This is a genomic window from Halorubrum aethiopicum (genome assembly GCF_001542905.1).
Taxonomy (GTDB): domain Archaea; phylum Halobacteriota; class Halobacteria; order Halobacteriales; family Haloferacaceae; genus Halorubrum; species Halorubrum aethiopicum.
The window spans coordinates 1,482,823-1,507,220 of record NZ_LOAJ01000001.1; the positions used below are offsets into that span (position 1 = coordinate 1,482,823).

Consider the following 24,398-nt stretch of genomic DNA (forward strand, 5'->3'; position numbering starts at 1 on the left):
GACAGCAGCCTACAGCCAATATCGCTCAGAGTTGAGCTGAATCACGGTCTCATCAACCACAACGTGATTCGGGTTGACACCATCTGTCGGCTGTAGATCGGCCTTCTGTACCCACCGATGAACGGTGGTTCGATGGCGATCGACACCTACCTTTTCAAGAATTGAGACTATATCTGAAAGTAATAGTTCAGCTAAATGGAGTCGGATACCGAGCTTCATCGCCGGCTCGGGTATCGCCTCTTGCTCCAGAAAATCTAACTCGATACAACCGCTATCGCCGCTGAGGCGATCGAACGAGAGCATGAACTACTCGATCTTTTGACCGCCTCATCCTTCGACCTTATCTCAACACCGGCTATTGGATGATGCGAATGGTTTTACGAATCCATTGCAAAGAGACAAACAAGAGTAGCTCAAATGAGTTTACCTAGGTAGATAGACACAATATGCGTCTCGGACAAACCTCGCTACTCTATTTCTCATCGAAAATATTCGCTTCATTTCTTGGCGCCCTAGCTACGGTATATATTGCTAGAATCCTCGGATCAGAACCCCTCGGCGTCTATAATTTAGTAATTGGTCTCGTGTCTTGGTTCGCCATTCTGGGACGCGTCGGCGTTTCGAAAGCAATCGCAAAGCGCGTGTCTGAGGGCTCTGATAAAGGAGAATACGTCGTGGCGGGTACGATCGTGATCTTGTTCATGTTTTTATTCGCAACGGCTGTACTCGTTTTCTTTCGCGATCAAATCGTTGGATACGTTGGGTATCCTGCTACTGGATACATTATTTTCATATTGTTTGTTGTACTGTTAAATGGGCTTGTGGACTCTTTACTTACTGGACTTCATCTCGTTCATATAAGTGGTGTCTTGTCACCTCTGCGGACGGGAGGACGCGCACTTGCTCAAGTTTCGCTTATTATTGCTGGGGTTAGTACTGCCAGCTTGTTTATTGGACATATTGTTGGTTACCTCGCGGCAATCGGAATTGGTTCCTACTATGTCATGCGAAACATTCCAGATCTCTCTCGACCAGATCAGGATCATTTTGGGGATTTGTTTGACTTTGCAAAATTCTCTTGGCTTGGGAGCCTCCAATCCCGAATGTTCAGTTATACCGACATTATCGTCCTCGGATTTTTTGTTTCATCTGGACTTGTCGGTGTTTATGCCGTAGCCTGGAACGTGGCGCACTTTTTTATTCTCTTTAGCGGTGCGCTTAGCACGACGTTGTTCCCCGAAATGAGTTCAATATCTACGCAGAATGATTCGCAGGCGGTAGGGCGTATCGTTGAACAATCACTTTCGTTCGGAGGGCTCTTTCTTATTCCTGGGTTTCTCGGCGGGGCCATTATCGGAGAACGTGTGCTGCGGATCTACGGTCCCGAATTTCCAAAAGGTGTGACAATTCTGACTCTCCTGATATTAGCAAATCTCTTTATGGGCTATCAGGACCAACTTCTGAACACACTGAACGCTGTCAACCATCCGGAACTCGCTTTTCGGGTCAATATTGTCTTTGTTGGTTCCAACCTCTCGCTCAACGTTGTGCTCGTATATTTATATGGGTGGATCGGTGCTGCTATTGCGACAACAGTTTCAGTTGCGATCAGTTTGGCTCTCGCTTATTGGCACGTTAATTCGGTCATCGAATTTAATCTCCCCGTAGATGAGATCTCAAAACAGTGGTTCGCTGCAATTCTCATGTCAGGAGTAGTCTACGGGGGACTCTGGATCGAAAGTACGTATCGTATTCTACATCATAACGTCGCTACTGTTCTATTATTAGTTGGTATTGGTGCTAGTGTGTATCTCATCTGTTTATTTGGTATATCGGCAGAATTCCGTGAAACAGTGAAACGTAATGTTCCTATTGACATGTCTGTTTCTCGGTGATTTACCAATACTACCACTAACAGAATTCAGCCAGTAGAATAATTAAACAAAGCGACTCTCAATTCGAAGCCCCTATTTTGTTTCTAGCGAATATATTCGCTGAGGAACAAAATACTGACATGTAACTGTATTCGCCGCGAGTAAGGACACTACGCTTCCGATTGTTTATCGACGACAAGCTGGACGGCGGGGAGATATTCGTCGGCTTGACCGACTCCGTCACCACGAAACTAATCGCCGTCAACTACAGGACCAGACGACCATTAATCGATACGAATATATATTTAACGACATCGGTGGAGTCGGCAGTACACCCGCGTCGCGATCGACCACTCCATTGATTGTTGTCACATACATCGGAGTGAACATACTCTTGAATAGATGAGATACGGCCGTTTTCCGTCGCCTCACCGATCGTTTAGTCGCTCGCTCTCGTGATCGTCTCACCGGCGATCTCTGTATTTGATAGAGGGAAGACTGTTTTATATGAAAATCGGACACTTCTCGGAGCGAGCAAGTTCCCAGAAGCAGTAGCCTTCGAAGTCGACTCAGCCGGCCTCAGCTTCGTCCATGAACGTCTGGGTTCAGTTGAGGAGTTCCGAACGGATCGCCTCTAGCGTTCGATCCCTGCTCTTTCGGACGACCAACTGGTGCCGCTCCCGGAGGAACGCCTCGAACGCCCGCTCCGTGAGCGCGTCGACCGTGAGCGGGCCGCCGCGGTTCTCGATCCGGGTCGCGATCCGTCGGAGGCGCTCGCGACTCCCGTAGCTCTCGGCCGCGGCCGTGGGGGAGACGTCGTCGGTGCCGGCGCCACCGTCCCGTTCGACGACGGCGTCACCGTCTCGTCGTGGATCGAACTCGTGCCGGATCACGCCCCGGCCGTCCGTCTTGTTCCGAACGACGACGCCCGCTGCGGGCCCGTCGTACCACGCCGACGACGGAACCGGTACGACTCGGGATCGAAGTCGCGGGCGCGGCGCTCGCGTTCGACGGCGTTCACCGGATCGAGACCGAGTCGCTCGAAGATCGCCTCCGCGGCGTCCGGCGGCCGGAACGATCCCGCGGTTTCGGACCACACGTCGTGGCCGAGAAACGAGGGAAGCCGCTCCCAGTCGTACTCGATCGCTCGCCGATGGGTGGCCACGCCGAAGAAGACGACGTCAGTTACGTCGTCGACCGCGCTCCGGAGCGCCTCCCGGGTCGAATCGCTCCCGGACGTGTTGGACCGCGTGGCCGTACGCGTCCGGGAGTTCGTCGGGATCGTCGTAGACGGCCCCGCGGTCGCCGAACCGGATGAGCCCGGAGTCGGCCATCCGGAACCGGAGGTGCCAGCCGTCGATCAGTTCGAGGAGCCAGAGGTGGCCGGTGAGGAGATCATCGGACGCGTCGGCTACGGCCGGGATCGGTGGGTAGCGTTTCATGTCGTGTGGACGCGATCGATCGTCGGTACCGTCTCCGCGGCGGACCCGGATGGTTCTTGTGGCGTCACGGCGACCCCGGCCGATGAGGAAACACTCATGGCATCAGTCTGACTAGTGTTCGACATGACGGGACCCGACGGGTCGGGGACGAGTCGCGCTCGGGACGGTGCCGGCGAGTCGGCGGTCCGGGATCGCCCCGCCAGGCGGTCCGTGCTCCGCGGGACGGCCGGCGTGTTGTCGGCGGTCGGAGCCTCGACGTGGGGGCTCGCCGAGGGGCCGTCGACGGCGTCGGCGACGAACCACGTCCCCGACCGGATCGTCTGTGTCGGCTCCGACGACGGGTCGCTGTACGGGATCGACGCCGCGACCGGCGACTCCGTCTGGCGCTTCGAGGAGCCGAGCGACGCGGTCTCCTCGTCGCCGACGGCCGTCGACGGCGCGGCCTACGTGGGCTCCGCGGACGGGTCGCTGTACGCGGTCGACGCGACGGACGGGTCGTCCGTGTGGTCCTTCCAGGCCGGCGACGGCGAGGACGGCGGGATCGTCTCCTCGCCGACCGTGATCAACGATCGAGTGTTCGTCGGCGCCAGCGCCGGCGCGGTCGTCGCGCTCGATCGGAGCGAGGGAACGGAGGAGTGGCGCGTCGACGACTCCGTGAGCGCCGTGGTCTCCTCGCCGGCCGTCGACGGGGAGACGCTCTACGTCGGCACGGAGACTGGAGAGATTCTCGCGCTCGCGACGGCGGACGGGACGGAGCGGTGGCGGATCTCGGATCCCGAGGACGGCCTCTCCTCCTCACCGGCCGTCGTGGACGGGACGCTCTACGTCGGCTCGTTCGACAACCGGCTGTACGCGGTCGACCTCGAGGCCGGCGAGACGACCTGGAGCACCGACCTCGAGGACGTCGTCTTCTCCTCACCGACGGTCGTCGACGGGACCGTCTACGTCGGCAGCGTCGGGGTCGGCGTCGGGCTCCACGCGCTCGACGCCGAGACTGGCGAACGGCGGTGGACGAGCGACGGGATCGCGGGCGTCGTCTCCTCGCCGACGGTCGTCGACGGAACGGTCTACGTCGGCTCCGTCGACGGGTCGCTGTACGCGCTCGACGCCGAGGGCGGCGATCCGGAGTGGTCGGAGAGCACCGGCGATCAGGTCAACTCCTCGCCGACGGTCCTACAGGGGACGGTCTTCGTCGGGAACGCCGCCGGAGAGGTGTACGGCTTCGACGCCGAAAGCGGCGAACGGCGGTGGCTGTTCGACGACCCCGAGGACCCGATCTTCTCCTCGCCGACCGTCGTCGACCTCGCGGGCGACGGCCACGGCGTCGGGTCGCGAGCGTCGCTCGGGACGCTCGGACACCACCACGCGGCGGCGGGCGTCGAGTTCCGGGGAGGAGGCGGCTCCTCGAGCGGGTCGACCGACACGTCCGGGTCAACCGACACGTCCGGATCGACGGAATCGAGCGACTCGTCGGACGCCGGCGGGTCCGCCGACGGGACCGATGGCGGGGAGTCGGGAGCGGCGGACGGGGGCGTCGACGGGGGTTCCGGCGGGAGCTCCCCCTCCGTGGGCGGTTCGGGCTCCTCCGGCTGGACGAGCCGGGCTCCGGCGATCGGGATCCTCGGCGCGGCCGGCGGACTCACGGTCGGCGCGCTCGCGGCGTATCGGTTCCTGGGAGGGAGCTCCGAGGACGCGTCCGCGGAGACGGAGACATCGGAGCCGTCGAGCGTCTCGGGAGCCGCCGCGCCGGAGATGGGGAGCGACACGGGGACGCGGAGCAACACGGAAACGGGGAGCGCCGGGATCGATTCCTCGGGGACCGCAGAGCCCGCGGAGCCCGCCGAGACCACCGGGGCCGTCGGGGCCGACGACGACGCCGGGTCGTCCGCCGCGTCGTCGAGCGATTCCCCGGCCGCGTCGTCGAACCTCTCTTCCGCCTCCTCTCCTCCTTCCGAGCCGAACGAGGGCTCGGGAGGAACTGGGGGCGCCGGAGACGAAGCCGGAACGGCCGTCGGGGCCGGCGGATCGGACGGGGACGCGTTGCTCTCGGCGGTCGACGAGCTCTCGTCGATCGAACCGCTCGGGTCCGTCGGCCCCCTCGCCGCGTACGCCGTCACCGACGAGCGGATCGACGGCGGCGACGGACGGGTCCTGGCGCTTCCCGACGCCGCGGGAGGGGAAGACCTCGCGGAGCGGTTCCGCTCCGTCGCCACCGACTGGGGCAGCGTCAGCCACTACGACGGGATCGTCACGGTGTACGGGTCGGGAACCGAGCCCTATCCGTGGGTGCTCACCGACCGGATCCGGGACGCCTCCACGCTCGGCGAGCACCTCGATGATCCGCCCGGAGAGCCCGCGGCCCGGCTGTCGCCGGTCGTCGACGCGGCCGAGGCGATGTCGCAGGCCAGCCGCTACACGGTCAGACACTACTACCTCTCGCCCGAGACGGTCCGCGTCGTCGGGTCGGCGGGAGATCCGACCGGACTCGTCGACGATTGGGGCCTCTCGGCGGTGCGGGACACGCCCGAACACGGCACGCGTGCGCCCTCCCCGTACACCGCGCCCGAGCAGCTACCCGACTCGGAGGAGCCGCTCTGGCGGGGCAAGCCCGACACGTACGCGCTCGGCGCGCTCGCGTACCACGCCGCGACCGGGAGCCCGCCAGCGGACCACCGGCCCGCGAAGCCGAGCGAGCACGCCGGCGTGCCGTCGGCGCTCGACCGACCGATAACCCGCGCCATCGACCCGGACCCGGACGAGCGGTACGACTCGATCGGCGAGTTCGCGCGGGTGCTCAGGCTGGCGGCCTTCGACTGAGCCCCCCACGTCGACGGAACGGTCCCGAACCGGTTCCGTTCGATATCGACGATGAGAATAGATGGACAAGTGATATATCTGCCGCCGGAGAACGTGTCACCGTATGTCATCACGTCGTCGATTCCTGGTTGCGGGGGCCACGGCGGGGACGATCGCCCTGAGCGGCTGTACCGACGCGGTCGAGATCGCGACACAGGAGGAGATCGAGCGGTCCGCGGAGCCGGCCGAGCCGGCGGAATCGAGCGTCGAGGAGACCGGCTTCGAGGAGGTTCGAAACGAGACGGTCGTCGTCGAGGAGGAGTTCGAGGAGTTCGGCCAGCGGCGGGAGTTCACCGCGCGCACCGAGGTCCGCGCGTACCTCCGTGAGATCGAGTCGGAGCTGACCGGCCAGGAGCAGTCGGTGTTCGCGGTCGTGAGCACGCCCGGCGTCTCCGCGGCCGGCCAACAGCTCAGCCCGCTCGCGAACATGGACGAGGAGGAGCTGATCGACGAGGCGCGCGGCGAGATCAGCGCCGAGTACGAGGGCGAGATCCGCGACCCCGAACTCGACGAGACGATCGAACAGGAGGTGTTCGGCAAGACCACCGAGGTGAGCGTCTACGAGGCGACCGTCGTCCTCCCCGACGGCACCGAGGAGCGAGGGTACATTCACCTCACCATCGTCGAGCGCGGCGAGGACGTGGTCCTCGTCGCCGGCGCGTACCCTGCGGGCGTCGAGGGCGAACGCGAGCGGATCGAGCGGCTGTTCGAATCGTTGGAGGGAGACGAATAGAGCTGTTCAGCGATCAAAGGAATGCCGCTTCAAGTGGTGGCCTCTGAACTCGACTGCTCGAATTCGCCGGGAACGCATTCGACGGCGACCCACGGCTTGCGACCGATCTCCCAGTCGACGAGCGTTCTGACGGTCTCGGGACCGGAGACGTTCCGCTACTGTGCCGCGAGCGAGTCGAACCGGTCGTACTCGGCCTCCGGAATTCGGCCACGAGGCACTCTTATCGCGACGGGATCGCTGCCGTCGGCGGTTCGTCCGTCGAACGTCTCCCAGTGTGTGCTCGTCCCGATTCGCTCTCCGGCGGTGATCGTTAGGTCGCTCCCGGAGAGGGTTCGATCGGGACGCATGGTTACGACTGGGTCGGTTCGAGTTCGAAGTTCTCCTCGACGACTTGGTTCTCTCCGCTGAAGCCGACCTGTCGTGAGTCCGTCTCGTATCCGTCGGCGCGCACTTCTACTCGGTACTCACCACCCGATGGGATCCCGGTAATCTCGTACATTCCGAACTGGCTGGTCGTCGCATTGTACGTCTCCCCCGGCGCGACCGTCACTTCGACGGTCGCACCTTCGATCGCGGTTCCGTTCGAAGTGATCTCTCCTTCTAGGGCTACGCCCGTCGATTCCTCCTCTTCCTGGGCCCCGCCCGTCGATTCGAGTTCGATCGGTTCCTGCTCGCCAAACGATCCTACGGACCGCTCGGCCGACTCGTACCCGTCGGCGCTGGCGCGCAGCGTGTAGCTTCCGTCGAGGTCAACAGTGAACTCGTAGTTCCCGCCGGTCGCGGAGGCGACGGTCTCGCCAGCCCCATCGACGAGTTCGACTGACGCGTCGATCTCGCTGCCGTTATCGGTCGAGATCGGGTCGCCCGTCTCCGCGTCCACGACTTGGCCGCTCACGATCCCGCCCGCCGGCGAGATATTGAGACTGCTCGTGTTCCCGGGGACCTCGACCGTTTGGTTGTCGTACGCGAACCGCTCCGTCGACGCGATCGACAGGGTGTAGTTGCCGGCCGACACGTTCTGGAAGGCGAACTCCCCGCCCTCGGTCGTGACCGTCTCCGGTTCCGGCGCGGTCTCGTTCCCGGTGGGGGCGGCAGTCGGTTCGAGAGTGACCTCGGTGCCCGTCGTCAGCGGCTCGTCGTCGGTGCCGTAGACAGTCCCGTCGACTTGGGCGTCGCCGGGTCCACTCCCAGGGAGCAGCCCGAGCGCGCTCGCGCCGAAGAACCCGCCGATCAACACGATCAACACGACCGCGGCAATGGCGACGTACTTGCCGATCTCCGCCATGTCGAACCGGCTCGAGGAGCCGGACGTCGAGAGCCGGTCGGCCGTGGAGCCGCCCGAACTCGACGCGCTCAACGCCGGGACGCGCTGGCTCACGCGCCGCCGTATCTCCGAACTCGAGAGCCCGTGCTCCCGCGAGAGCGTCTGGACCGACTCGTTGATCGAGGCGATCTCCTCGTCGATGAGCCGGCTGCGGATCGACTCCTTCGTCGACTCCCACCGCTCCTCGGTGTCGCCGATCGGGGCGATGCCGCTCGACCCGTCGGGGGCGACGACCAGGTCGAAGTCGGACAGCGCGTTCGACTCCGGCGAGTCGGCGACGGCGGCGCGGTTGTACGTGCCCATGAGTTCGTTGACGAGCCCGAGCGCGCTCTCGGCGTCGCGCACGCCGACGGTCCCGCCCTGTCGCGACCCGACCAGCTCCTCGAGTATCGCTCTGTCCTGGTCGGAGCCCGGCAGCGAGGTGTTGCCGGCGTCGAGCGCCCGGAAGACGCTCATGTCGTCCGCGGAGTCGTCTATCGTGTATCCCCACTCGGTCTCGATCCGGTCGCGCAACGCGTCGATGAACTCCCGCATCGAGCCGTCGCGCGTGGTGTAGACGGCGTAGAACTGCTCTGTGCGGGCGTTCCGGGTCTCTCGCGCCCGGAAGAACATCGTGAACTTGCGCTCGCGTCCCGCCTCGATCGCGAGTCTGACCCCGTCGTAAAACAGGTCCTTCACCCGTTCGTTCGACCGGCCGCCGCCGCCCGTCGGCGAGTGTTCGTTTCCTTTCGTGTCGTATACGCGTAGTGATGGCATCCGTGGTCACCCCATCTTCTCGAGGAGTTCGTCGAATCCGACCGTCATCACGTTCCCGTTGCGGTCGCGCATCGGGACGCGTTCGCCGTTCTCGTCGGTCGTCGTCTGGTAGTACACCGGGTGGATGTCCGACCCGGAGGTGTCCTGTACGAGCGTCCGAACCGTCTGGTTGTTCTCGATCAGCGTCTCGCTGACGAACTCCTGGAACTCGTCGAAGTACTGGTGTGCCTCGAGCGCCTGCTTGTCGCGGAACTCCTCGGCGAGGATGTCACACTTCGTGGCGACCAACAGCACGTCCTTGTTCGAGGCGACGTCCAGAATGTCGAAGTACGGCTCTATCTCCAGCGGCTCGTTGTTGTGGTACCGCTCGACGTCGATGATCAGGATCAGCGTGTTGGCGTCTCGAACCCGCTGGGCGAGCAGCCGGAGCGTCGAGTTGTCGATCTCGTCGTCCGGGCTCATGAGCGCGTTCGGCAGGCGTTCGAGGTACTCGCCCGCGTAGTCGAGGCTCGACAGCTGGATGTTCTTCGGGAACACCCGGCCGTCGACGAAGTTGAAGTTCAGGTCCTCGACGTCGGTCTGCCCGGTCGCGTCGAGCTTCCAGCCGGTGTCCTTCGACGCCGCGTCGAGCGACCCGACCAGCTCCATGAGGTCGCTGCTCGGGTTCAGTGGCGTGTCGGCCTCGCGGCCGACCGCGTCGTCGAGCGCGGCCAGGTACTTCCCGACGAGGAACAGCGACTTCCCCGACCCCTGCGGACCCAACACGAAGAAGTTCTCCTCGGCGTCGTAGGTCACGAACCGGCGCAGGGTGACCACGAACACCGCCGCCATGAGCGTGTTCACGCCGATGCTGGCCCACTCGACGCTCACGTTCGGGCTCGGCGGCACGATCCGTACGGTCTCGGCGGAGACCTGGAGGAACTGCGGGAAGTTGACGTGGTACTCGATCAGCCCGCCGACGACGATGGCGCTGATCAGGTAGAACAGGATCGTCGCGGAGCGGCGGAACTCGAGGGCGCTCGCCGTCCGGACCTCGAGCAGTTTGGGGCCGCCGCCGACGAGCCCGCCGCCGACGAAGCCGCCGAGGACCCACACGATGTTGGCCCCGAAGTCGATGTTCGGGATGAACAGCCCGATCGACAACAGCGCGACGAGCGCGGAGACGGTCCCCAGCCACAACAGGATCCCCTGGACCCGCTTCTTCGGGTCGAGGGTCACGAGGACCAACAGCCCGACGTAGAGCCCGAACATCAGCGCGGAGAACTGCTCGAGGGTGACGCCCAAGAGCGGGTTCAACGCGAGGATCGCCGGCCTGACGATGTCCGACGCCTGCCACGCCTCCCCGAGCGAGAGGAAGAGCGGGCCGGCGACGATCACCATCACGGCGAAGTACACGACGAGAAAGACCTTCTCGCCGTTCTCCTCGAGGAACTCACCGATCGCCGTCATCTACCGATCACTCCCCTCCGTCCGGCGTTTCGGAGGGCACGTCGGCCTCCGTTTCCTCGTCGGTGAAGGGAACGCGCTCGATGTGCTCGTTCAGGAGATCGTCTTTGATCTCCCCCTCGTCGCGGAGGAAGAACTGGGTGTCGTTGGGGTTCTCGAGGTTCAACACGTCGTTGCGGCGGACGTAGTGTCCCTCGTCGAGCCCGTAGGTGTGATGGACCAGGATGTCGGTGTCGTCGGACGCCTCCTTGGCCCGGTAGCCGGTCTGGTAGCCGTCGGCTTCGACTTCCGCGCGGAGGTTGTCCAGGAAGATCCCGTCGATGAAGATCCCGAGCCCGATGTCCCAGCTTCCGCCGGCCTCGACCGGGAACGACGCGAAGTTCTCGCTGCCGGCACCCAGGTTGTACGCGCCCTGGAAGACGGGCTTGAGGTCGGCCACGTCGCCGATCTGGTTTATCGCTCGGCTCATCACCCCGACGACGATGTTCATGTCGTTGTAGCGGGACCGGTCGCCGCTGATCCGGCGTTTCCGGATCCCGGTGTACTTGGGGTTGTGCGCGTTCTTCGCGAGCTCCTCTAAGGAGCCGCGGAGCCGCTGGCGCTCCGTCTCGTCGTCGAACAGCTTGCTCTCCGCGATGTCCGAGTCGTCCCTGAGCTGGAGGATGTCGTGCGGTTTGACCGTCTTGACGTAGTGGTACTGTTCGTCCTCCGTCGAGACGGACGTCTCCCGGCTCTCGTTGTAGTTCTCCCGCAGGTTCCGGTACTCGTTTTGCGAGTTGATGAACGCGTCGCGCGGGCCGTTGAGCTCCTCGAAGAGGCTGACGGTCCCCTCGTACAGCTCGGCTTTGTGCTCCGCGTCCTCGAGCTCCGACCGTAGCTCGTCGCGACGGCGCTCGATGTCGTCGGTCTCGACGACCTCGTCTTTGATCAGCTCCTCGAACTCGCGGGCGATCTCGGAGAAGCCCGCGCCCGAGTCGAGCAGGCGTTCGATCTCGTCGAGCGCCCGCGGGTTGTCCGCCTCGAGTTCGGCGCGCGTCTCCGCGAGGATGTCGCGGCGACGGTCCTCGAGCTCCTCGTCTATCGTCCGCTCGAGGGTGCCGGTGGAGAACTCCAGCTCGATCGACAGCGAGTCGCCCGCCCGGGAGATCGCGAACACCTCGTTGTCGTCGAGCTGGTTCCGCTTCATCCGGTAGTTCTTCTGTGCCTGCTTGCGCTCCTCCTCGCCGGAGGTGTCCCACGGGAGGATGGACTCGATGGTGCCCTCCTCTTGGTTCATCTTGAGGAACGCCTCCTTCGCGTCCGCCAGGTCGGCGAGCGAGCCGTTTATCCGGCGCTCGGTGTCGGAGATGTTGATCCCGATCCGGTCGAATTCGTCGGAGAGCTCGTTGAGGACGCTCCGAACGTCCCCGTCGCTGACCGCCTCGAGCTGGTCTTCGGTCTCCGCGTTCTTCACCTCGCGGACGTACGTCTCGAGGGCCATCTCGAGCTCGTCGCCCATCCCCCCGGCGTCGATCGAGCGGCACTCCTCGTACTCCTCGTAGATCGGCTGGACCGACCGCTCCCACTCGTCGACGCGGCGGTCGACCTCGTCCTGTTGGGACCGTCGCCGCTCTTCGAGCTCCTCGTCCGCGTCCTCCAGGTCGGACTGGAGCCGGTCCCGGCGCTCGGTGGCCTCGTCGAGTTTGGCCTCGAGCTGGTTGAGCCGGACGCCCGCGTTGATCCCCTCGTCCTCCAGCGCGAGAAGGTAGCTGATCGTGCTCTCGACGCGGTTGTCGTCGACCGCGCGGAGCCGCACGAGGAGGTCCTTCCGGTGGGCGAGCCGGTTCAGCTCGTCGCGGATCACGTCGCCGAGCTGCTTGTCGATGCTGTCGACGAACTGCTCGCCGTCGCTGCTCACCTCGGCGGTGCCGGCGCGGATCGAGCCGCCGATCACCTCGATGAGCTCGACGATGTCGTCGGCCTCCATCTCCGCCTCCGAGACGATCTCGCGGTAGATCGAGACCGACTCGTAGTCGAGCTCGGTGAAGAGATCGAGGTCGAGCAGCGACTTCACGTTGTTGAGCCGCGTCTCGAGGTCCGTCCGGTCGGAGTCGTGGAGCTCGCCGTTCATGCCGTCGGGGCTCCACTCGCGAGAGAGGAACCGGTCGACGCCGGCGTAGATGTCCGCCTCCGCCTCGAGGGCGTCCTGTTTGGCGTTCAGGATGTCCTTCGTGACCGTCTTCGCGTCCTGTATCGCGTCGACGTTGTACCGGAGGACCTGCGGTATCCCGATGATGAAGGGGGCGTAGGAGGGCGTGTCCGCGAACGGGTCCTCCATGTCCATCATGTTGTAGTAGGTCGCGATCAGGTAGATCGCCGCCCGGTCGAACTCGAGCAGGGCGTCCGAGCTCTGGAGGATGTTGGCCTTCTTCCCGCCGAACCCGGTGGGGTCGATGGGGATGAGGATGCGGTCCTTGAACAGGTCCTCGTCCTGGAGGCTGAGGTACTCCAGCTCGGAGAGCGCGGCGTGTGCGTTCGCGTTCTCGGCGTCGCCCTCGTCGTCGTTCGGCAACACGCCGAACAGCGTGATCTCCGCCGTCCGCTGGGTGCGTTTGAGGTGTTTGACCAGATCGATGAAGATCCCGGAGCCGGAGCCACCCCCCAAGCCGGCGATGACCGCGACCTTCCCGCGACCCGGGAGGTCGATGGCCGTGCGCACGTCGTCGTCCTCGGCGTACGCCTTGTAGTAGAGCCCCTTCCCCAGCCCGCGCTTCCGGACGACGCCGGTGGCGAAGTCGAGGTTCTCGTTGATGAACTCCGGTTTGAGCCACCAGTTCTCCTCCTCCATGCCGACGCCCGAGGCGATCCGCGGCACCGCCTCCTCGCCGATGAGGTCGTTCTGGTCGTGGAGCTGGATGTTCCGGGTAAGCGGGATGTACTCGATCGAGATCTCCCCCGGTCGGCCGGAGTGCTCCGAGCGGAGCCGGTCTTTGGTCTCTTTGATCTGCTGTTCGATCTCCTTGATCCGCTCGAGGTCACGGTTCTCCTCCTCCTCCGCCGTGTCTATCACGGTCACGGTCAACGACTCGGGGTTCGGGCGGGGTCGCAGGACCGCCTCCTGGACCCAGTCGGCTTTCAGCAACTCGTACGTAATGGCCTTCCCAGCACCCCCGATCGCAAATATCCTGCTTGGGAGATTCATGCTGACACTCAACGATCCTTACAACTATCTATAAATTATTCGATGGCTGGATATGTTTTTGACAGGTTCCGTAAACGAACGCGGACGGAATCGGCGGTCCGGGCTATATATCGGATCCCGCCGCTCCCCACAGGTACAAACCGGTCGCCGTGGTACGGGTGGGCATGTTGCCGATCGCGGACCGATTCGAGTCGACGTACGACGGCTGTGACGTGCTGTACGGACGCGGGCGGGTCGCCGACCTCGAGGCGTCGCTCGCCGACCGGGGGATCGGCGACGCGCTCGTCGTCTGCGGCTCGAACGTCGGGGCAAACGACGACCTCATGGAGCCGATCCGGACCGGTCTCGGCGACCGACACGCCGGGACCTTCGACGGGACGACCCCAGACAAGCGGGCGGAGACCGCCTTCGACCTGCTCGAGGCGGCCTCGGCGGCGGACGCGGACGCCCTCGTCGCCGTCGGCGGGGGAAGCAGCCTCGACGTCGCCAGACAGGCGTCCGTCCTCGCCGCCGACGGTCGCGACCTCGCGGCCCTCGAGGCGGAGGCGCGCGAGGGGTCGATCGAGCCGCCGACCGCGGAGCCGGCGTTCCCCGTGGTCGTCGTCCCGACCACGTTCGCGGGGGCGGACCTCTCCGCCGGCGGATCGCTCGAGGTGCTCCCGGCCGCCGAGTCGCCGACGGGCCAGCCGCTCACCGTGAGCGGCTCCGCCATGCCGGCCGTCGACCTGCTCGACCCCGATCTCTTCGAGACGACGCCCCGGTCCGCCCTCGCCGGTTCCGCGATGAACGGCTTCGACAAGGGGATCGAGACGACGTACGCCCGCGACGCCTCGCCGGTCAGCGACGCGACCGCGCTCCACGGGATCCGGCTCCTCTCCGGGTCGCTCCCGGTCGTCGCGGGCGACCGCGCCGGCGACGAGGCGGCCGCGATGGACCGGGCGGTCGCGGGCGCGCTCCTCGTCCAGATCGACCGGAAGATCAGCGTCATCCACGCGTTCGGCCACGGCTTCGCCCGCCGGTACGACGTCCAACAGGGGGCGATCCACGCGGTCGTCGCCCCGCACGTCCTCGCGTACCTCTTCGAGGAGGCCGACGCGGGCCGCCGGGCGCTCGCCGCCGGGTTCGGCGTCGACGGCGAGGGGCGCGACGACGACGCGATCGCGGAGGCGGTCGTCGACGCGGTCGCGGACCTCCGCGACGCGCTCCCCGTGCCGAACCGCCTCCGCGACCTCGACGCCGTCCGCGAGGACGACCTCCCCGCCGTCGCGGCGTTCATCGCCGAGGACCCGCCGATGGAGCGGGCACCGGCCGGGATCGACGCCTCCCCGGAGCGGATCGAGGGCGTGCTCCGCGGGGCGTGGTGAACGCGGACTGTGGGGGTCCCGCTAATCGTCGGCGACCGCCGCGTCGGGGCGGTACGCCTGGCTTATCGCCTTCCACTTGCCCGAGCGGAACCGCCAGTAGTTGATCGCGGCCGGGATCGTCGTCTCGGCGAGGAACGCCAGGTAGAGCCCCCACAGTCCGAGCGCGGTGGTCGCGCCGAGGTACGCCAGCGGGATCGACACGAGGAACATCCCGACGAACTGGCTGGCGAAGGGTATCTTCGTGTCGCCGGCGGCGTCGAGCGGCCCCGCGGCCCCGCCGGAGATGCCCTGGAAGATCACCGCGACGCAGGCGGCATATACCAGGTTCACGGCGATCGGGACCTCGGGGCTCGCCGCGCTGTCGGCGAACAGCACCACGATGTCGCTCGCGAAGATCGCGATGAGCGCCGCGCTCACGAGGTACGTCCCGACCGAGAACCGGATGATGTCGCGGGCGTACGCCTCCGCCTCTCCTGGGTCGTCGCCGCCGAGCTCCTGGCCGACGAGGCTCGAGGAGGCGAGGCCGAAGCCCCATCCCGGCGTGTTCATGATCCCCCAGATCCGGCGGGCGATGACGAACGCCGCCACCGTGTTCTCGCCGAAGATGTCGAGAACGGCGAGCATGGGGAACTCCGCGGCGGTCCACACGAGGTTGCGGGCCCCGACGGGGAGCCCGATCTCGACGAGGTCGTGTAGCATCTTCGGGTTGAGGTACGACCCGAACGGGTCGATCGCGACCGGGAACGCGCCGAGCAACGGGAGCCGACCCCACGCGAGCCCGGCCGCGAACGCCGCGGTGACGACGACGTTCGAGAGGACGGTCCCGAGCGCGGCCCCCTCGACGCCCCAGCCGAGCCCGAAGATGAACCCGGCGTTCAAGACGACGTTCGCGATCGCGCCGCCGGCGCGCAGCTGCATCGCGGTGTAGGCGTCGTCACACCCCACGAGCACCCGGCTCCCGACGAGATTGAGCCCGGCGAAGGGGACCCCGAGCCCGACGATCCGCAGGTAGTCGGCCCCGAGCCGGATCGCCGCCTCGTTGCTGCTGATGAGCGAGATGAGTTCGGTCGGGTACGTCCAGAAGACGACCGTAACGGGGGCGCTTATGACGACCACGAGCAGGGTGCTGGCGCGGACCGCGTCGCCGAGCTCGCGGAACGACTCGGCCCCGTAGCGCTGTGAGACCAGCGCGATGGTCCCGCCGGCGACCCCGCCGCCGATGGCGAACGCGACGCCCCAGAAGGGCCCGGCGAAGCCGACGCCGGCGACCGCGCTGGTCCCGATGGCGACGCCGACCATCGCCACGTCGACGGCGTTCTTCGACATCCGGGCGATCCCCGTGACGATCCGCGGCCACGCCAGGTCCGTCGTCCGGACCACTCGGTGGCGGTCGATCAGCCCCAGGCGCGCGAGCCCGAAGCCGACGTAGAGGACGACGAGTCGGACGGGATTCGGAACGGAGGACACTGGAAGTACGGGCCTTTCCCCGGCAGCAATAAAGGCGTTTCCTCACGCGGCGGACGTTTCCGGATCGGCGTCGACCGATCGCGGCCCTCAGGTCCCGGAGACGAGGTAGACGGAGGCGACGGCAAAAACGATCCCGAGCGCCTTCCGCGCCGAGAACGACTCGCCGAGGAGGACCACCCCGATCAGCGAGGAGAAGACGAGGAAGGTCGCGAAGATCGGCGTCACGACGCTGACGGGGCCTAAAGAGAGCGCGCGGTACAGCGCGAGGATCCCGACGCCGAGGAAGACGCCGGCCGCGAGCACGTGGAGGAGCTTCGGGGAGGAGAGATGCGAGGTGAACCCCTGTCCGGTGTACCAGACGATGCCGACCGCCATCGAGACGAGGAGGGTGTTCGAGACGATGACGGCGACGTCGCTCGGGATCGCGTCGGGGCCGGTGGTCGCGATCCGCATGAGCGGCGAGACGAAGGTGTACGCGCCCATCGCGAGCAGCGCGTACGGGAGGTAGGTGGTGTCCATGTCGAGAGGTCCGGCGGCGGCGACAAGTGTCTGCCGACCCACGGCGGAGGGAACGCCCCCGTTATCCCGCGAGTATGACAGGGAGTCCAGGTGGGCTACTCGGATTCGAGTTGATGGCGCTCGATGTCGGGGAGCGCGTCGTACGAGAGATCGGACCCGACGAGTACGCCCTCGTGTCGTATCGCCGCATGTGCGGCGTGAAGCGCATCAAACGGGGTGAGGTCGTGATCGTCGAGATACGTCGCCGCCGCCAGCAGGACCTCCTCGTCTTTCGCCGACGGTAACGGAACCATCTCGAGCATGTCGGCGACGAGCGGCGCGACCTCGAAATCGAAGCCCTCGCCCTCCGTGTAGGCGGCCACGAGAAACTCCGCGTACGCGAGGAGTGAGGTTTCGACCGTCCTTTCCCCGAGAACCGCCTCGACTTCCTCGCTTAGCCAATCGTCGGGTTTCGCGACGGCGAAGAGGAAGTCCGTCTCGACGTACGTCGCCGTCATGCGTCGCTCTTTTTATTGGCCTCCTGACTGGACTCCTCCGCGATCGCCGTACGGGCGTCATCGCGAAGTTCGTCGATGGATTTCCCCTCGAAGGCGGCCCCCGCGCTCTCGCGGACCGCTCGAAGCGGATCGTCGTCGACGGGAACGAGCACGATCCGACTCGGGAGATCGACCACCCGGAACCGCTCACCATGACGATCCCGCAACTCCTTCGGGAGATAGATCCTCCCTCGATCGTCGGTCTCGGTCACCATGTCCCGATCGAGGAGTGGGAATATACATATATTTTCCCAATCCCGTGAACTCTCCGTTCCGAAACGGACGATCGGGGAGGCTTCAGTACGCTTTTGCGTCGAGCGGCCGAACGGACGGACATGGAGTCCACGTTCGACCACGTGATGATGCGCGTCGAGGACTTAGAGGAGAGCCTCGACTGGTACCGGACTCACCTGAACTACGAGGAGAAGGGACGCTGGGAGGCCGACACGTTCACGAACGTGTTTCTCGGTCCCGAGGACGTCCACGACGCGGGCGCGCTGCTCGAACTCACGTACAACCACGACGGCCGCTCCTACGAGATGGGCGACGCGTGGGGCCACATCGCGGTCCGCGTCCCCGAGGACGCGTTACAGGAGTCGTACGACCAGTTGATGGAGGAGGGCGTCGAGGACTACCGCGACCCCGAGTCCTGCGGGAACCGCTACGCGTTCGTGAAGGACCCCGACGGGCACGAGGTCGAGATCGTCAAGCGCGACTACGGCGCGAAGTGGAGCCTCGATCACACGATGATCCGCGTCGAGGACGCCGACGAGGCGCTCGGCTACTGGACGCGCAAGTTCGAGTTCGGCGAGGCCCGCGACCGCTGGGAGGCCGACACGTTCGCGAACTACTTCGTCGCGCCGGAGGACGCCCCGAAGGAGGCGATGACGCTCGAACTCACCTACAACTACGACGGCCGCAGCTACACCATGGGCGACGCGTGGGGCCACCTCGCGCTCGAGGTCGACGACCTCGACGACGCCTGGGAGCAGTTGATGGTCCGCGAGTCCGCCGACTACCGCGACCCCGAGTCGTGTGACAACCGCTACGCGTTCACCAAGGACCAGGACGGCCACGAGGTCGAACTGGTCACCGAGGACTGAGCCGGCCGTCCGGCTCCGCCGCGGTCCGGATCCACCCGCAGGGCCCTCCTCCGGGAGCGTTCACCGTCGTCCGTCATCGTCGCCGTGATTCGTCGTCGTGATTCGTCGTCGCCGTGTTCCGTCGTCGTGATTCGTCGTCGCCGTGTTCCGTCGTCGCCGTGTTCCGTCGTCGTGATCCGCCGTCGCCGTCATCCGTCGTCGCCGGCGAGCACCTTCGAGAGCGCGCCGCCGATAGCGAAGAGTATCCCGACGGGACCGACAGCGTGTGCGAACCGCTTGAATGCGGCGCGGAGCCCCGGCTCGTCGGACGACGTCCCCAGGAACACGAGGTACGGCTGCTCCGACGGACCGTACACGTCCATCTCCCTGCCCTTCTCGGAGTAACACGTGTCCAGGATGTCGATCAGCCCCGCGTCGCGGAGGTTGTCGAGGTGGTACGTGACGCCCTGAACGGAGGTGTCGAGCTCCCGGGCGAGGTCCGTCGCCGTCCGTGGCTCCTCGTTCACGTGGCGAAACACGGCCCGGCTCCGCTCCGAGGAGAGGCTGGCGAGGATCTCGGCCGTCCGTCCGTCGTCGATACACAGTAGCTCGGCCTCCTCGGAGCGATCGACCGAGGCGTCCGGATCCGTGGGGAACAAACTCGACATCGCTTCGATACCGCCGTGTGTGTACGGGCCGCGGATAGTGGTTCGGGTAACTGAAAGCCCGTTTTGAACGGTCGCGACCACTCACCCTCGGTCTGCCGTTTCAGGTAGACTCAACAGGCGGCCGTCCGTCGTACGAACGCGATGGTCGCGGCGATCGAGCGGAGGGACGCGGTCGAGGGCTGTGGCTGTGTTCGGTGCCGAGACGTCGATCCGACGCTCCTCCGCCGATCGACTGCCGGCGACCTCCTGTGGAGCCTCCGGTTGTTCCGCCGTCGGCCGCGGCTGCTCGCCGTCGTTGCCGGACTGGCGCTCCTTCACCTCGGTCTTCCGTCCCTTATAGCGCCGGTAACGCCGGCGACGTGGCTGGGCGTTCGGACCACCGCGGTCGTACGGTACGCGGCGTCCGTCCTTCTGCTCGTCGTCGTCCTCCGTGGATTCTTCGGCGCGATCGTCGCGACCGAACTCACCGACGAGAACCCCGACGTCCGGCGGATCCTCGCGTACACGACCCGGCGACTCGTTCCGCTCGCTCTCACGGTCGGTGGGCTGTTCTCGATCCTGGGGGTCACGCTCGGCGTCTCGATCGCCGTCGTCTCCGTCCTCGTGTTCGATGTCGGTCTCTTTCGCCCCGCGATATTCGACGGGATCACGCCGACGCTCCTGTTCGGATCGATCCTCGCGCCGGTGTTCTACAAGTTCTGGATAGCCCCCGAGGTGTGCGTCGTCGGGAAGGAAGGGCCGCTAACGGCGCTCAAGGCCAGCTGGCGGATCACGACTACGCGTTGGCGACGGGTCTGTCTGCTCATCGTGAGTTTCACGGCGACGATCTCGACGCCGTACGTAGCGGCGGAGCTGCTCGCGCTCGTCGGTCGAGGCGGGATCTCCTCGGTTCCCGCGTTCTCCGTCCTCAGGGTTCAATTCCAGTGGATAACCGCCGTCGTGTGGTACTGCGTCGGCACGCAGATCTACGTCCGGTCCGCCGTCGGCGAGGGTTCCTGACAGGCCTGAGGACGACCGACTGGTGGCTGCGTGGCGTTCAAACCTCGTTTTGAGCGTTCTACAGAGTAATACCGTCTCGAGTTCGATCGTCGGACCGAGATGCCCTCCGAATCGGTCCCCGATCGCGTATCCGGTCTCTCCACCCCTCGAGAGTAGCGCATGTCTCAAGAGAAAACATCGTTTGGCGGTTGGACGGCGGAGATACCCCGACCGACGGTCGCGAACCTCGCGATCGCGCTCTGCGTTCTCCCCCTGTTCGCGCTGCTGGAGCGGACGGTTCGCTTCCACCCCTCCCCCGTCGGCGAGATCGCGTTCCAATGGGGGTGCGTCGCGGCCGTCGTCGGCGTCGCCGTCGCGATCGAGGGGTGTTCACTCGCCGATCTCGGGGTTCGTCGACCGACGGCGACCGACCTCGCCTACGCGCTCGGAACCGCGCTCGCGGCGTTTCTCGTGTTTGCCGGGACGGATCCGCTCGTCACGGCGCTCGGACTCCCGACCTCGGCCGGAGCGGGTGCGATGAGCACCGGCGTCGGGATCGGCCTCGCGCTCGTCCGCGCGGTGACCACCGGAGTCGTCGAGGAGGTGCTGTATCGCGGCTACGCGATCGAACGGCTGGCCGAGTATACGCCGCGTCCCGCGATCGCCGGGGGGATCTCCTGGGGCGCGTTCACGCTCGCCCACGCGGTCGTCTGGCCGATCGGGAACCTCCTTCAGGTCGCGGCCGTGTCGGCGGCGTTCACGCTCGTATACCTCCGCCGCCGGAGTCTGTTCACGGTGATCGGCTCGCACGTCCTCGTCTGGTGTCTCGCCGTGTTGGGGCACGCGTATGGTTGAACTCCGACGCACCACGGCCTCGACCGTCGCGATCCTCGTCGCCCTCGCCGGGATCCCGCTGGTCGAACTCGCCGCCGAACTCCGGCTCGGAGGCGACGGCCTGCTCGCGCTCGCGGTCAGGGACCTCCTCGTCAAGTGGGCGTTCGCCGTCGCGATCGTGGCCGTCGTCGTGCGGGTCGAACGGCGCTCCCTCTCGTCCGTCGGCGTCGCCCGACCGGGATGGGGCGATATCGGCGCCGCAGTCCTCGTGTTCGTACTCGGTGCCGTGAGCTACCCGTTCACGACCCCGCTCTTGCGCTCGTTCGGCTTCGAAACGACGGTCGGCGGGATCGAACGGCTGGCCACGTATCCCCCGGCGTTCGTGCTCGCGCTCGCTCTCACGGCGGCGCTCACCGAGGAGCTCCTGTATCGGGGATACCCCATCGAACGGATCGCGGAACGGACCGGAAGCACCGCCGTCGCCGCGGGGGTTACCGTCCTCTGTTTCGTCGTCTTCCACGTCCCGTACTGGGGAGTGGGCGGGACGCTACAGATCGGCGTCAACGCGGTCCTGTTGACGCTGCTCTACGTCTGGCGGAGAAACCTCGTCGCGTGCGTTCTCTCCCACGCGATCACCGACGTCTACGCGTTCATCGTCGTTCCGCGGTACCTCAGTCAGTACCTCTGAGCGTATCGGAGGATCGCTCGGCCGACACGTGCCGGCCGAGACGCGTGGACCGCGACCCGAACGGAAGATCGAACGTCGACCCGGTCCGACCCGGCGGACGGATCGGGGGCACGATCCGGCGGACGGATCGAGGACCCGATCCGCCGGAGTCCCGCCCGCGTCAGGTCTCGACCGGTCGGAGGACGACGATCCGCCCGCCGTCGGTCTCGCGTTCGCCGACGCCGGCCTCGACCGCGGTGCCGACCTCGATCGCGTCGCCGTCGCCGTCGTCGGCATCGGGGCCGACTCCCCGAACGATCCCCGTCAGCCGGACCGGTCCGAACCGGGCGACGGCGGTGACGTAGGGGGCGTCGTCCGAGAACCGCGGCGAGGGGACGTGGACGACGGTGTACGTCTCGACGGTCCCCTCCGCCGGAAGCGGCTCCTCCGAGAGCGGGGACGACCCGCACTCCGGACACACGCGTCGCGGCGGCAGCGAGCCGTGGCCCTCCGGACAGACGAGCGCGTACCCCTCGCCCGCCGCGAGCGCGTCGATCCACTCGTCGTAGCCGGTGTTCCGGTCGCTCATTCCGCCACCTCCAGCACGTGGACGACGGCGCTCGCGACCGTCCCGCCCGCGTTGTGGGCGACGCCCACCTCGGCGTCCGGGACGTGCTCGCTGTTCGGGTGATCGCCGCGAAGCAGCCGCGTCACCTCGGCGATCTGCGACCCGCCCGTCGCGCCGACCGGGTGGCCCTTCGCCTTCAGCCCGCCCGAGAGGTTTACCGGCAGGTCGCCGTCGGCGGTCGTGCGTCCCTCGCGGGCGGCGGCGATCCCCTCGCCCGGATCGGCGAGCCCGAGCGACTCGATCGCGAGCACCTCGGCGATGGTGAAACAGTCGTGGACCTCCGCGAGGTCGACGTCGCCCGGCCCGATCCCGGCATCGTCGTAGGCGGCGGTCGCCGCGTCGGCGGCCGCGGGCGTCGCGGCGATCTCCGTCCGGTCCGCGAGCGCCATCCGGTCCGTCCCCTGGCCGGTGCCGGTCACGGCGACCGGCGCGTCGAGGTCGTTGTCGGCGGCGTACTCCGCGGAGACGAACACGAGCGCGCTCGCGCCGTCGGTGATCGGACAGGCGTCGTAGAGGTGGAGCGGCTCCGCCACGGGCGGGGACTCGAGCGCCTCCTCGACGGAGACCTCGCTGCGGAACTGCGCGTACTCGTTCGGGAGGGCGTTCTCGTGGTTCTTCGCGGCGATATGCGCGAGGTCCTCGCGGCTCCCGCCGTGCGCCTCGAAGTAGGCGCGGGCCATCAGCGCGTACGCGCCGGGGAACGTGACCCCCGCCCGCACCTCGAAGAGGTCGTCCGCCGCGATCGCGAGCCCCTCCGTGGCCCCCTCGGTGTCGAGGTTCGTCATCCGCTCCATCCCGCCGGCGAGGACGACGTCCGCGTCGCCCGCCGCCACCGTCCGGACCGCCTCGCGGACCGCGACGCCCGCCGACGCGCACGCCGACTCGTAGCGGGTGGCCGGACAGCGCACGCCGGCGGCCTCCGCCATCAGCGGGGCCTGGTGGCCCTGGTGTTCCGCGAGCGCGCCCATGAAGTTCCCGTAGTTCAGCTCCTCGACGTCAGTCCGGTCGACGCCGGCGTCCGCGAACGCGCGGTCGGCCGCCTCCGCGAACAGGTCCCGACCCGTCCGCTCGGGGTGGCTCCCGAACCGCGTGAGTCCGACGCCGGCGACGCGTACCTCGGTCATACACGATCGATGACCGGTGGCCGCGTTTAGCTCTGCCGGAAGCGGGGACTAGGGGGAGAAAACGCCGAGGCGAGCTACCCGATGTACCGCAGGTCGTCGTCGGGGACCGCCGGGCCGTCCTGCATCTCGCGGATCTTGCCGACGACCTCCTCCATCTCCTCGGCGCGGTCCTCGAGGGAGTCGTAGCCGAGCTCGAACTCGAGCAGGCTCTCGAGGACCTCGAGCACCGCCCGCGCGCTCTTCGGGTCGACGAGGTAGCCGCTCGTCTCGCCCATCAGGCAGGCCGCCTCGAGCCCGCGGCGGCCGCCGAGTCCGAGCACGAGCCCGGAGACGCCGACGATCCCGCCCGCCGGCTCGTCCGGCCGGAACTCGACGTCCGCCTCGCGGAGGTCGTCCGCGAGCGCCGACTCGGAGACCGCGCCGAGAACCGTGTACTCCTCGACGAGCTCGCCCGTCGGGACGCCGCCGAGCGCGAACGCGCGCTCCGTGCCGAACGACTCGGCGACGTCGAGGAACGTCGAGGTGAGCCGGTAGTGGCCCGCGTTCGATCCCGCCTGGTGGTCGCCGGTCAACACGAGCAGGTCGGCGCCGTCGGTCTCGACGGCGTGAAACTCCGCGCAGGTGAGTTCGGCGACCCCGTCCTCGCCGTCGACGCTCACCTGCGGCGGGAATTCCGTGGCGTACACGCGGCGGACCAGCTCCCCGTCGAACTCCTCGAGGAGGTGTTCGGCCGCGAGCTTTCCGACGTGGCCGACGCCCGGCAGCCCCTCGATCAGCACCGGGTCGTCGAGCTCCGGCGTCGCCACCTCGTCGATCTCGATGTCGTCCATACGGTGTCCGTGCGGGCGGCGGTCACAAGAGGATGGCTATTCGGGCGTCACGGCCCAAGAACACGTCGGGGCGGTCGGGCGCTCACGAG

Annotated in this window: 22 protein-coding genes and 1 pseudogene; 8 read left to right on the forward strand and 15 right to left on the reverse strand. The window is 66.3% G+C overall.

What is annotated here, in order from left to right; genetic code table 11:
* Positions 1-12: 12 nt before the first annotated feature.
* A pseudogene (locus AXA68_RS16475) lies at positions 13-303 on the reverse strand (IS6 family transposase); the annotation flags it as partial.
* A 143-nt stretch (positions 304-446) separates the two neighbouring features.
* Here AXA68_RS16475 and AXA68_RS15925 point away from each other — a divergent pair.
* Positions 447-1,895: a flippase gene (locus tag AXA68_RS15925; protein WP_080505172.1), complete on the forward strand. Its 1,449-nt coding sequence runs from the start codon at positions 447-449 to the stop codon at positions 1,893-1,895.
* 584 nt (positions 1,896-2,479) lie between these two features.
* Here AXA68_RS15925 and AXA68_RS17270 read toward each other — a convergent pair.
* The 3 genes from AXA68_RS17270 to AXA68_RS17280 are packed head-to-tail and all read right to left on the reverse strand — an operon-like array spanning position 2,480 to position 3,316.
* Positions 2,480-2,767: a hypothetical protein gene (locus tag AXA68_RS17270; RefSeq protein ID WP_232745061.1), complete on the reverse strand. Its 288-nt coding sequence runs from the start codon at positions 2,765-2,767 to the stop codon at positions 2,480-2,482.
* Complete coding sequence (locus tag AXA68_RS17275) at positions 2,764-3,039, reverse strand: hypothetical protein (RefSeq protein ID WP_232745062.1); 276 nt, start codon at positions 3,037-3,039, stop codon at positions 2,764-2,766. Before AXA68_RS17275 ends, AXA68_RS17270 begins: the two co-directional genes overlap by 4 nt.
* Positions 3,040-3,055: 16 nt before the next feature.
* On the reverse strand, positions 3,056-3,316 hold the full coding sequence (locus AXA68_RS17280) for a hypothetical protein (protein ID WP_232745063.1): 261 nt from the start codon (positions 3,314-3,316) through the stop codon (positions 3,056-3,058).
* Between the two features lie 123 nt (positions 3,317-3,439).
* On the opposite strand from AXA68_RS17280, the gene AXA68_RS07105 reads away from it, so the two are divergent.
* Complete coding sequence (locus tag AXA68_RS07105) at positions 3,440-6,133, forward strand: outer membrane protein assembly factor BamB family protein (RefSeq protein WP_066414602.1); 2,694 nt, start codon at positions 3,440-3,442, stop codon at positions 6,131-6,133.
* Positions 6,134-6,236: 103 nt separating this feature from the next.
* Entirely contained in the window at positions 6,237-6,905 is a 669-nt protein-coding gene (locus tag AXA68_RS07110; RefSeq protein ID WP_066414603.1) for a DUF6517 family protein, read from the forward strand.
* Between the two features lie 349 nt (positions 6,906-7,254).
* Here the strand turns inward: AXA68_RS07110 and AXA68_RS07120 are convergent, their stop codons facing one another.
* Genes AXA68_RS07120 through AXA68_RS07130 form a run of 3 tightly spaced genes read right to left on the reverse strand, consistent with a single transcriptional unit; the run spans position 7,255 to position 13,612 of the window.
* Positions 7,255-8,985: an MSCRAMM family protein gene (locus tag AXA68_RS07120; protein WP_066414606.1), complete on the reverse strand. Its 1,731-nt coding sequence runs from the start codon at positions 8,983-8,985 to the stop codon at positions 7,255-7,257.
* A gap of 6 nt (positions 8,986-8,991) precedes the next feature.
* Positions 8,992-10,434 carry a hypothetical protein gene (locus AXA68_RS07125; protein WP_066414608.1) on the reverse strand — a complete coding sequence of 481 codons (1,443 nt, stop codon included), beginning with the start codon at positions 10,432-10,434 and terminating at the stop codon, positions 8,992-8,994.
* 7 nt (positions 10,435-10,441) lie between these two features.
* Complete coding sequence (locus AXA68_RS07130; protein WP_080505173.1) at positions 10,442-13,612, reverse strand: tubulin-like doman-containing protein; 3,171 nt, start codon at positions 13,610-13,612, stop codon at positions 10,442-10,444.
* A 164-nt stretch (positions 13,613-13,776) separates the two neighbouring features.
* Between AXA68_RS07130 and AXA68_RS07135 the strand changes: the two genes are divergently transcribed.
* Positions 13,777-14,976: an iron-containing alcohol dehydrogenase family protein gene (locus AXA68_RS07135; protein WP_066414613.1), complete on the forward strand. Its 1,200-nt coding sequence runs from the start codon at positions 13,777-13,779 to the stop codon at positions 14,974-14,976.
* Between the two features lie 21 nt (positions 14,977-14,997).
* On the opposite strand, the gene AXA68_RS07140 is transcribed toward AXA68_RS07135, so the two are convergent.
* The 4 genes from AXA68_RS07140 to AXA68_RS07155 form a co-directional block, all read right to left on the reverse strand.
* Positions 14,998-16,443 (reverse strand): MATE family efflux transporter, encoded by a 1,446-nt coding sequence (locus tag AXA68_RS07140; RefSeq protein ID WP_080505174.1) that lies wholly within the window; start codon positions 16,441-16,443, stop codon positions 14,998-15,000.
* Between the two features lie 87 nt (positions 16,444-16,530).
* Positions 16,531-16,962, reverse strand: coding sequence for an EamA family transporter (locus AXA68_RS07145; protein WP_066414617.1), 432 nt, complete (start codon positions 16,960-16,962; stop codon positions 16,531-16,533).
* 95 nt (positions 16,963-17,057) lie between these two features.
* Positions 17,058-17,459 carry a PIN domain-containing protein gene (locus AXA68_RS07150; protein WP_066414619.1) on the reverse strand — a complete coding sequence of 134 codons (402 nt, stop codon included), beginning with the start codon at positions 17,457-17,459 and terminating at the stop codon, positions 17,058-17,060.
* On the reverse strand, positions 17,456-17,713 hold the full coding sequence (locus tag AXA68_RS07155) for an AbrB/MazE/SpoVT family DNA-binding domain-containing protein (RefSeq protein WP_066414626.1): 258 nt from the start codon (positions 17,711-17,713) through the stop codon (positions 17,456-17,458). Before AXA68_RS07155 ends, AXA68_RS07150 begins: the two co-directional genes overlap by 4 nt.
* Positions 17,714-17,833: 120 nt before the next feature.
* Between AXA68_RS07155 and AXA68_RS07160 the strand changes: the two genes are divergently transcribed.
* On the forward strand, positions 17,834-18,601 hold the full coding sequence (locus tag AXA68_RS07160; RefSeq protein WP_066414633.1) for a VOC family protein: 768 nt from the start codon (positions 17,834-17,836) through the stop codon (positions 18,599-18,601).
* Between the two features lie 188 nt (positions 18,602-18,789).
* On the opposite strand, the gene AXA68_RS07165 is transcribed toward AXA68_RS07160, so the two are convergent.
* Positions 18,790-19,248: an ArsR/SmtB family transcription factor gene (locus AXA68_RS07165; RefSeq protein WP_066414635.1), complete on the reverse strand. Its 459-nt coding sequence runs from the start codon at positions 19,246-19,248 to the stop codon at positions 18,790-18,792.
* A 141-nt stretch (positions 19,249-19,389) separates the two neighbouring features.
* On the opposite strand from AXA68_RS07165, the gene AXA68_RS07170 reads away from it, so the two are divergent.
* From AXA68_RS07170 to AXA68_RS07180, 3 genes are all read left to right on the forward strand, one after another.
* Positions 19,390-20,247: a hypothetical protein gene (locus AXA68_RS07170; RefSeq protein ID WP_066414636.1), complete on the forward strand. Its 858-nt coding sequence runs from the start codon at positions 19,390-19,392 to the stop codon at positions 20,245-20,247.
* Positions 20,248-20,406: 159 nt separating this feature from the next.
* Positions 20,407-21,081, forward strand: a complete 675-nt coding sequence (locus AXA68_RS07175) for a CPBP family intramembrane glutamic endopeptidase (protein WP_066414639.1) — start codon at positions 20,407-20,409, stop codon at positions 21,079-21,081.
* Positions 21,074-21,748, forward strand: coding sequence for a CPBP family intramembrane glutamic endopeptidase (locus AXA68_RS07180; RefSeq protein ID WP_066414642.1), 675 nt, complete (start codon positions 21,074-21,076; stop codon positions 21,746-21,748). Before AXA68_RS07175 ends, AXA68_RS07180 begins: the two co-directional genes overlap by 8 nt.
* Positions 21,749-21,908: 160 nt before the next feature.
* Here AXA68_RS07180 and AXA68_RS07185 read toward each other — a convergent pair whose 3' ends face one another.
* The 3 genes from AXA68_RS07185 to AXA68_RS07195 all read right to left on the reverse strand — a co-directional run bounded on the left by AXA68_RS07185 (position 21,909) and on the right by AXA68_RS07195 (position 24,309).
* Positions 21,909-22,316 (reverse strand): Zn-ribbon domain-containing OB-fold protein, encoded by a 408-nt coding sequence (locus AXA68_RS07185; protein WP_066414644.1) that lies wholly within the window; start codon positions 22,314-22,316, stop codon positions 21,909-21,911.
* Positions 22,313-23,479, reverse strand: a complete 1,167-nt coding sequence (locus tag AXA68_RS07190) for a thiolase domain-containing protein (RefSeq protein WP_066414646.1) — start codon at positions 23,477-23,479, stop codon at positions 22,313-22,315. Before AXA68_RS07190 ends, AXA68_RS07185 begins: the two co-directional genes overlap by 4 nt.
* A 74-nt stretch (positions 23,480-23,553) precedes the next feature.
* Positions 23,554-24,309 carry a proteasome assembly chaperone family protein gene (locus AXA68_RS07195; RefSeq protein WP_066414647.1) on the reverse strand — a complete coding sequence of 252 codons (756 nt, stop codon included), beginning with the start codon at positions 24,307-24,309 and terminating at the stop codon, positions 23,554-23,556.
* Between the last annotated feature and the right edge of the window lie 89 nt (positions 24,310-24,398).

What these genes read in the sequence shown, in the direction of transcription:
- AXA68_RS07165 (WP_066414635.1), bottom strand. Translation starts at nt 19,248, where the DNA reads ATGTCGAGTTTGTTCCCCACGGATCCGGACGCCTCGGTCGATCGCTCC.
- AXA68_RS07175 (WP_066414639.1), top strand. Translation starts at nt 20,407, where the DNA reads ATGTCTCAAGAGAAAACATCGTTTGGCGGTTGGACGGCGGAGATACCC.
- AXA68_RS07170 (WP_066414636.1), top strand. Translation starts at nt 19,390, where the DNA reads ATGGTCGCGGCGATCGAGCGGAGGGACGCGGTCGAGGGCTGTGGCTGT.
- AXA68_RS07185 (WP_066414644.1), bottom strand. Translation starts at nt 22,316, where the DNA reads ATGAGCGACCGGAACACCGGCTACGACGAGTGGATCGACGCGCTCGCG.
- AXA68_RS17280 (WP_232745063.1), bottom strand. Translation starts at nt 3,316, where the DNA reads ATGAAACGCTACCCACCGATCCCGGCCGTAGCCGACGCGTCCGATGAT.
- AXA68_RS07160 (WP_066414633.1), top strand. Translation starts at nt 17,834, where the DNA reads ATGGAGTCCACGTTCGACCACGTGATGATGCGCGTCGAGGACTTAGAG.
- AXA68_RS07195 (WP_066414647.1), bottom strand. Translation starts at nt 24,309, where the DNA reads ATGGACGACATCGAGATCGACGAGGTGGCGACGCCGGAGCTCGACGAC.
- AXA68_RS07110 (WP_066414603.1), top strand. Translation starts at nt 6,237, where the DNA reads ATGTCATCACGTCGTCGATTCCTGGTTGCGGGGGCCACGGCGGGGACG.
- AXA68_RS07105 (WP_066414602.1), top strand. Translation starts at nt 3,440, where the DNA reads ATGACGGGACCCGACGGGTCGGGGACGAGTCGCGCTCGGGACGGTGCC.
- AXA68_RS15925 (WP_080505172.1), top strand. Translation starts at nt 447, where the DNA reads ATGCGTCTCGGACAAACCTCGCTACTCTATTTCTCATCGAAAATATTC.
- AXA68_RS07125 (WP_066414608.1), bottom strand. Translation starts at nt 10,434, where the DNA reads ATGACGGCGATCGGTGAGTTCCTCGAGGAGAACGGCGAGAAGGTCTTT.
- AXA68_RS07120 (WP_066414606.1), bottom strand. Translation starts at nt 8,985, where the DNA reads ATGCCATCACTACGCGTATACGACACGAAAGGAAACGAACACTCGCCG.
- AXA68_RS07190 (WP_066414646.1), bottom strand. Translation starts at nt 23,479, where the DNA reads ATGACCGAGGTACGCGTCGCCGGCGTCGGACTCACGCGGTTCGGGAGC.
- AXA68_RS07130 (WP_080505173.1), bottom strand. Translation starts at nt 13,612, where the DNA reads ATGAATCTCCCAAGCAGGATATTTGCGATCGGGGGTGCTGGGAAGGCC.
- AXA68_RS07150 (WP_066414619.1), bottom strand. Translation starts at nt 17,459, where the DNA reads ATGACGGCGACGTACGTCGAGACGGACTTCCTCTTCGCCGTCGCGAAA.
- AXA68_RS07145 (WP_066414617.1), bottom strand. Translation starts at nt 16,962, where the DNA reads ATGGACACCACCTACCTCCCGTACGCGCTGCTCGCGATGGGCGCGTAC.
- AXA68_RS07155 (WP_066414626.1), bottom strand. Translation starts at nt 17,713, where the DNA reads ATGGTGACCGAGACCGACGATCGAGGGAGGATCTATCTCCCGAAGGAG.
- AXA68_RS07180 (WP_066414642.1), top strand. Translation starts at nt 21,074, where the DNA reads ATGGTTGAACTCCGACGCACCACGGCCTCGACCGTCGCGATCCTCGTC.
- AXA68_RS07135 (WP_066414613.1), top strand. Translation starts at nt 13,777, where the DNA reads ATGTTGCCGATCGCGGACCGATTCGAGTCGACGTACGACGGCTGTGAC.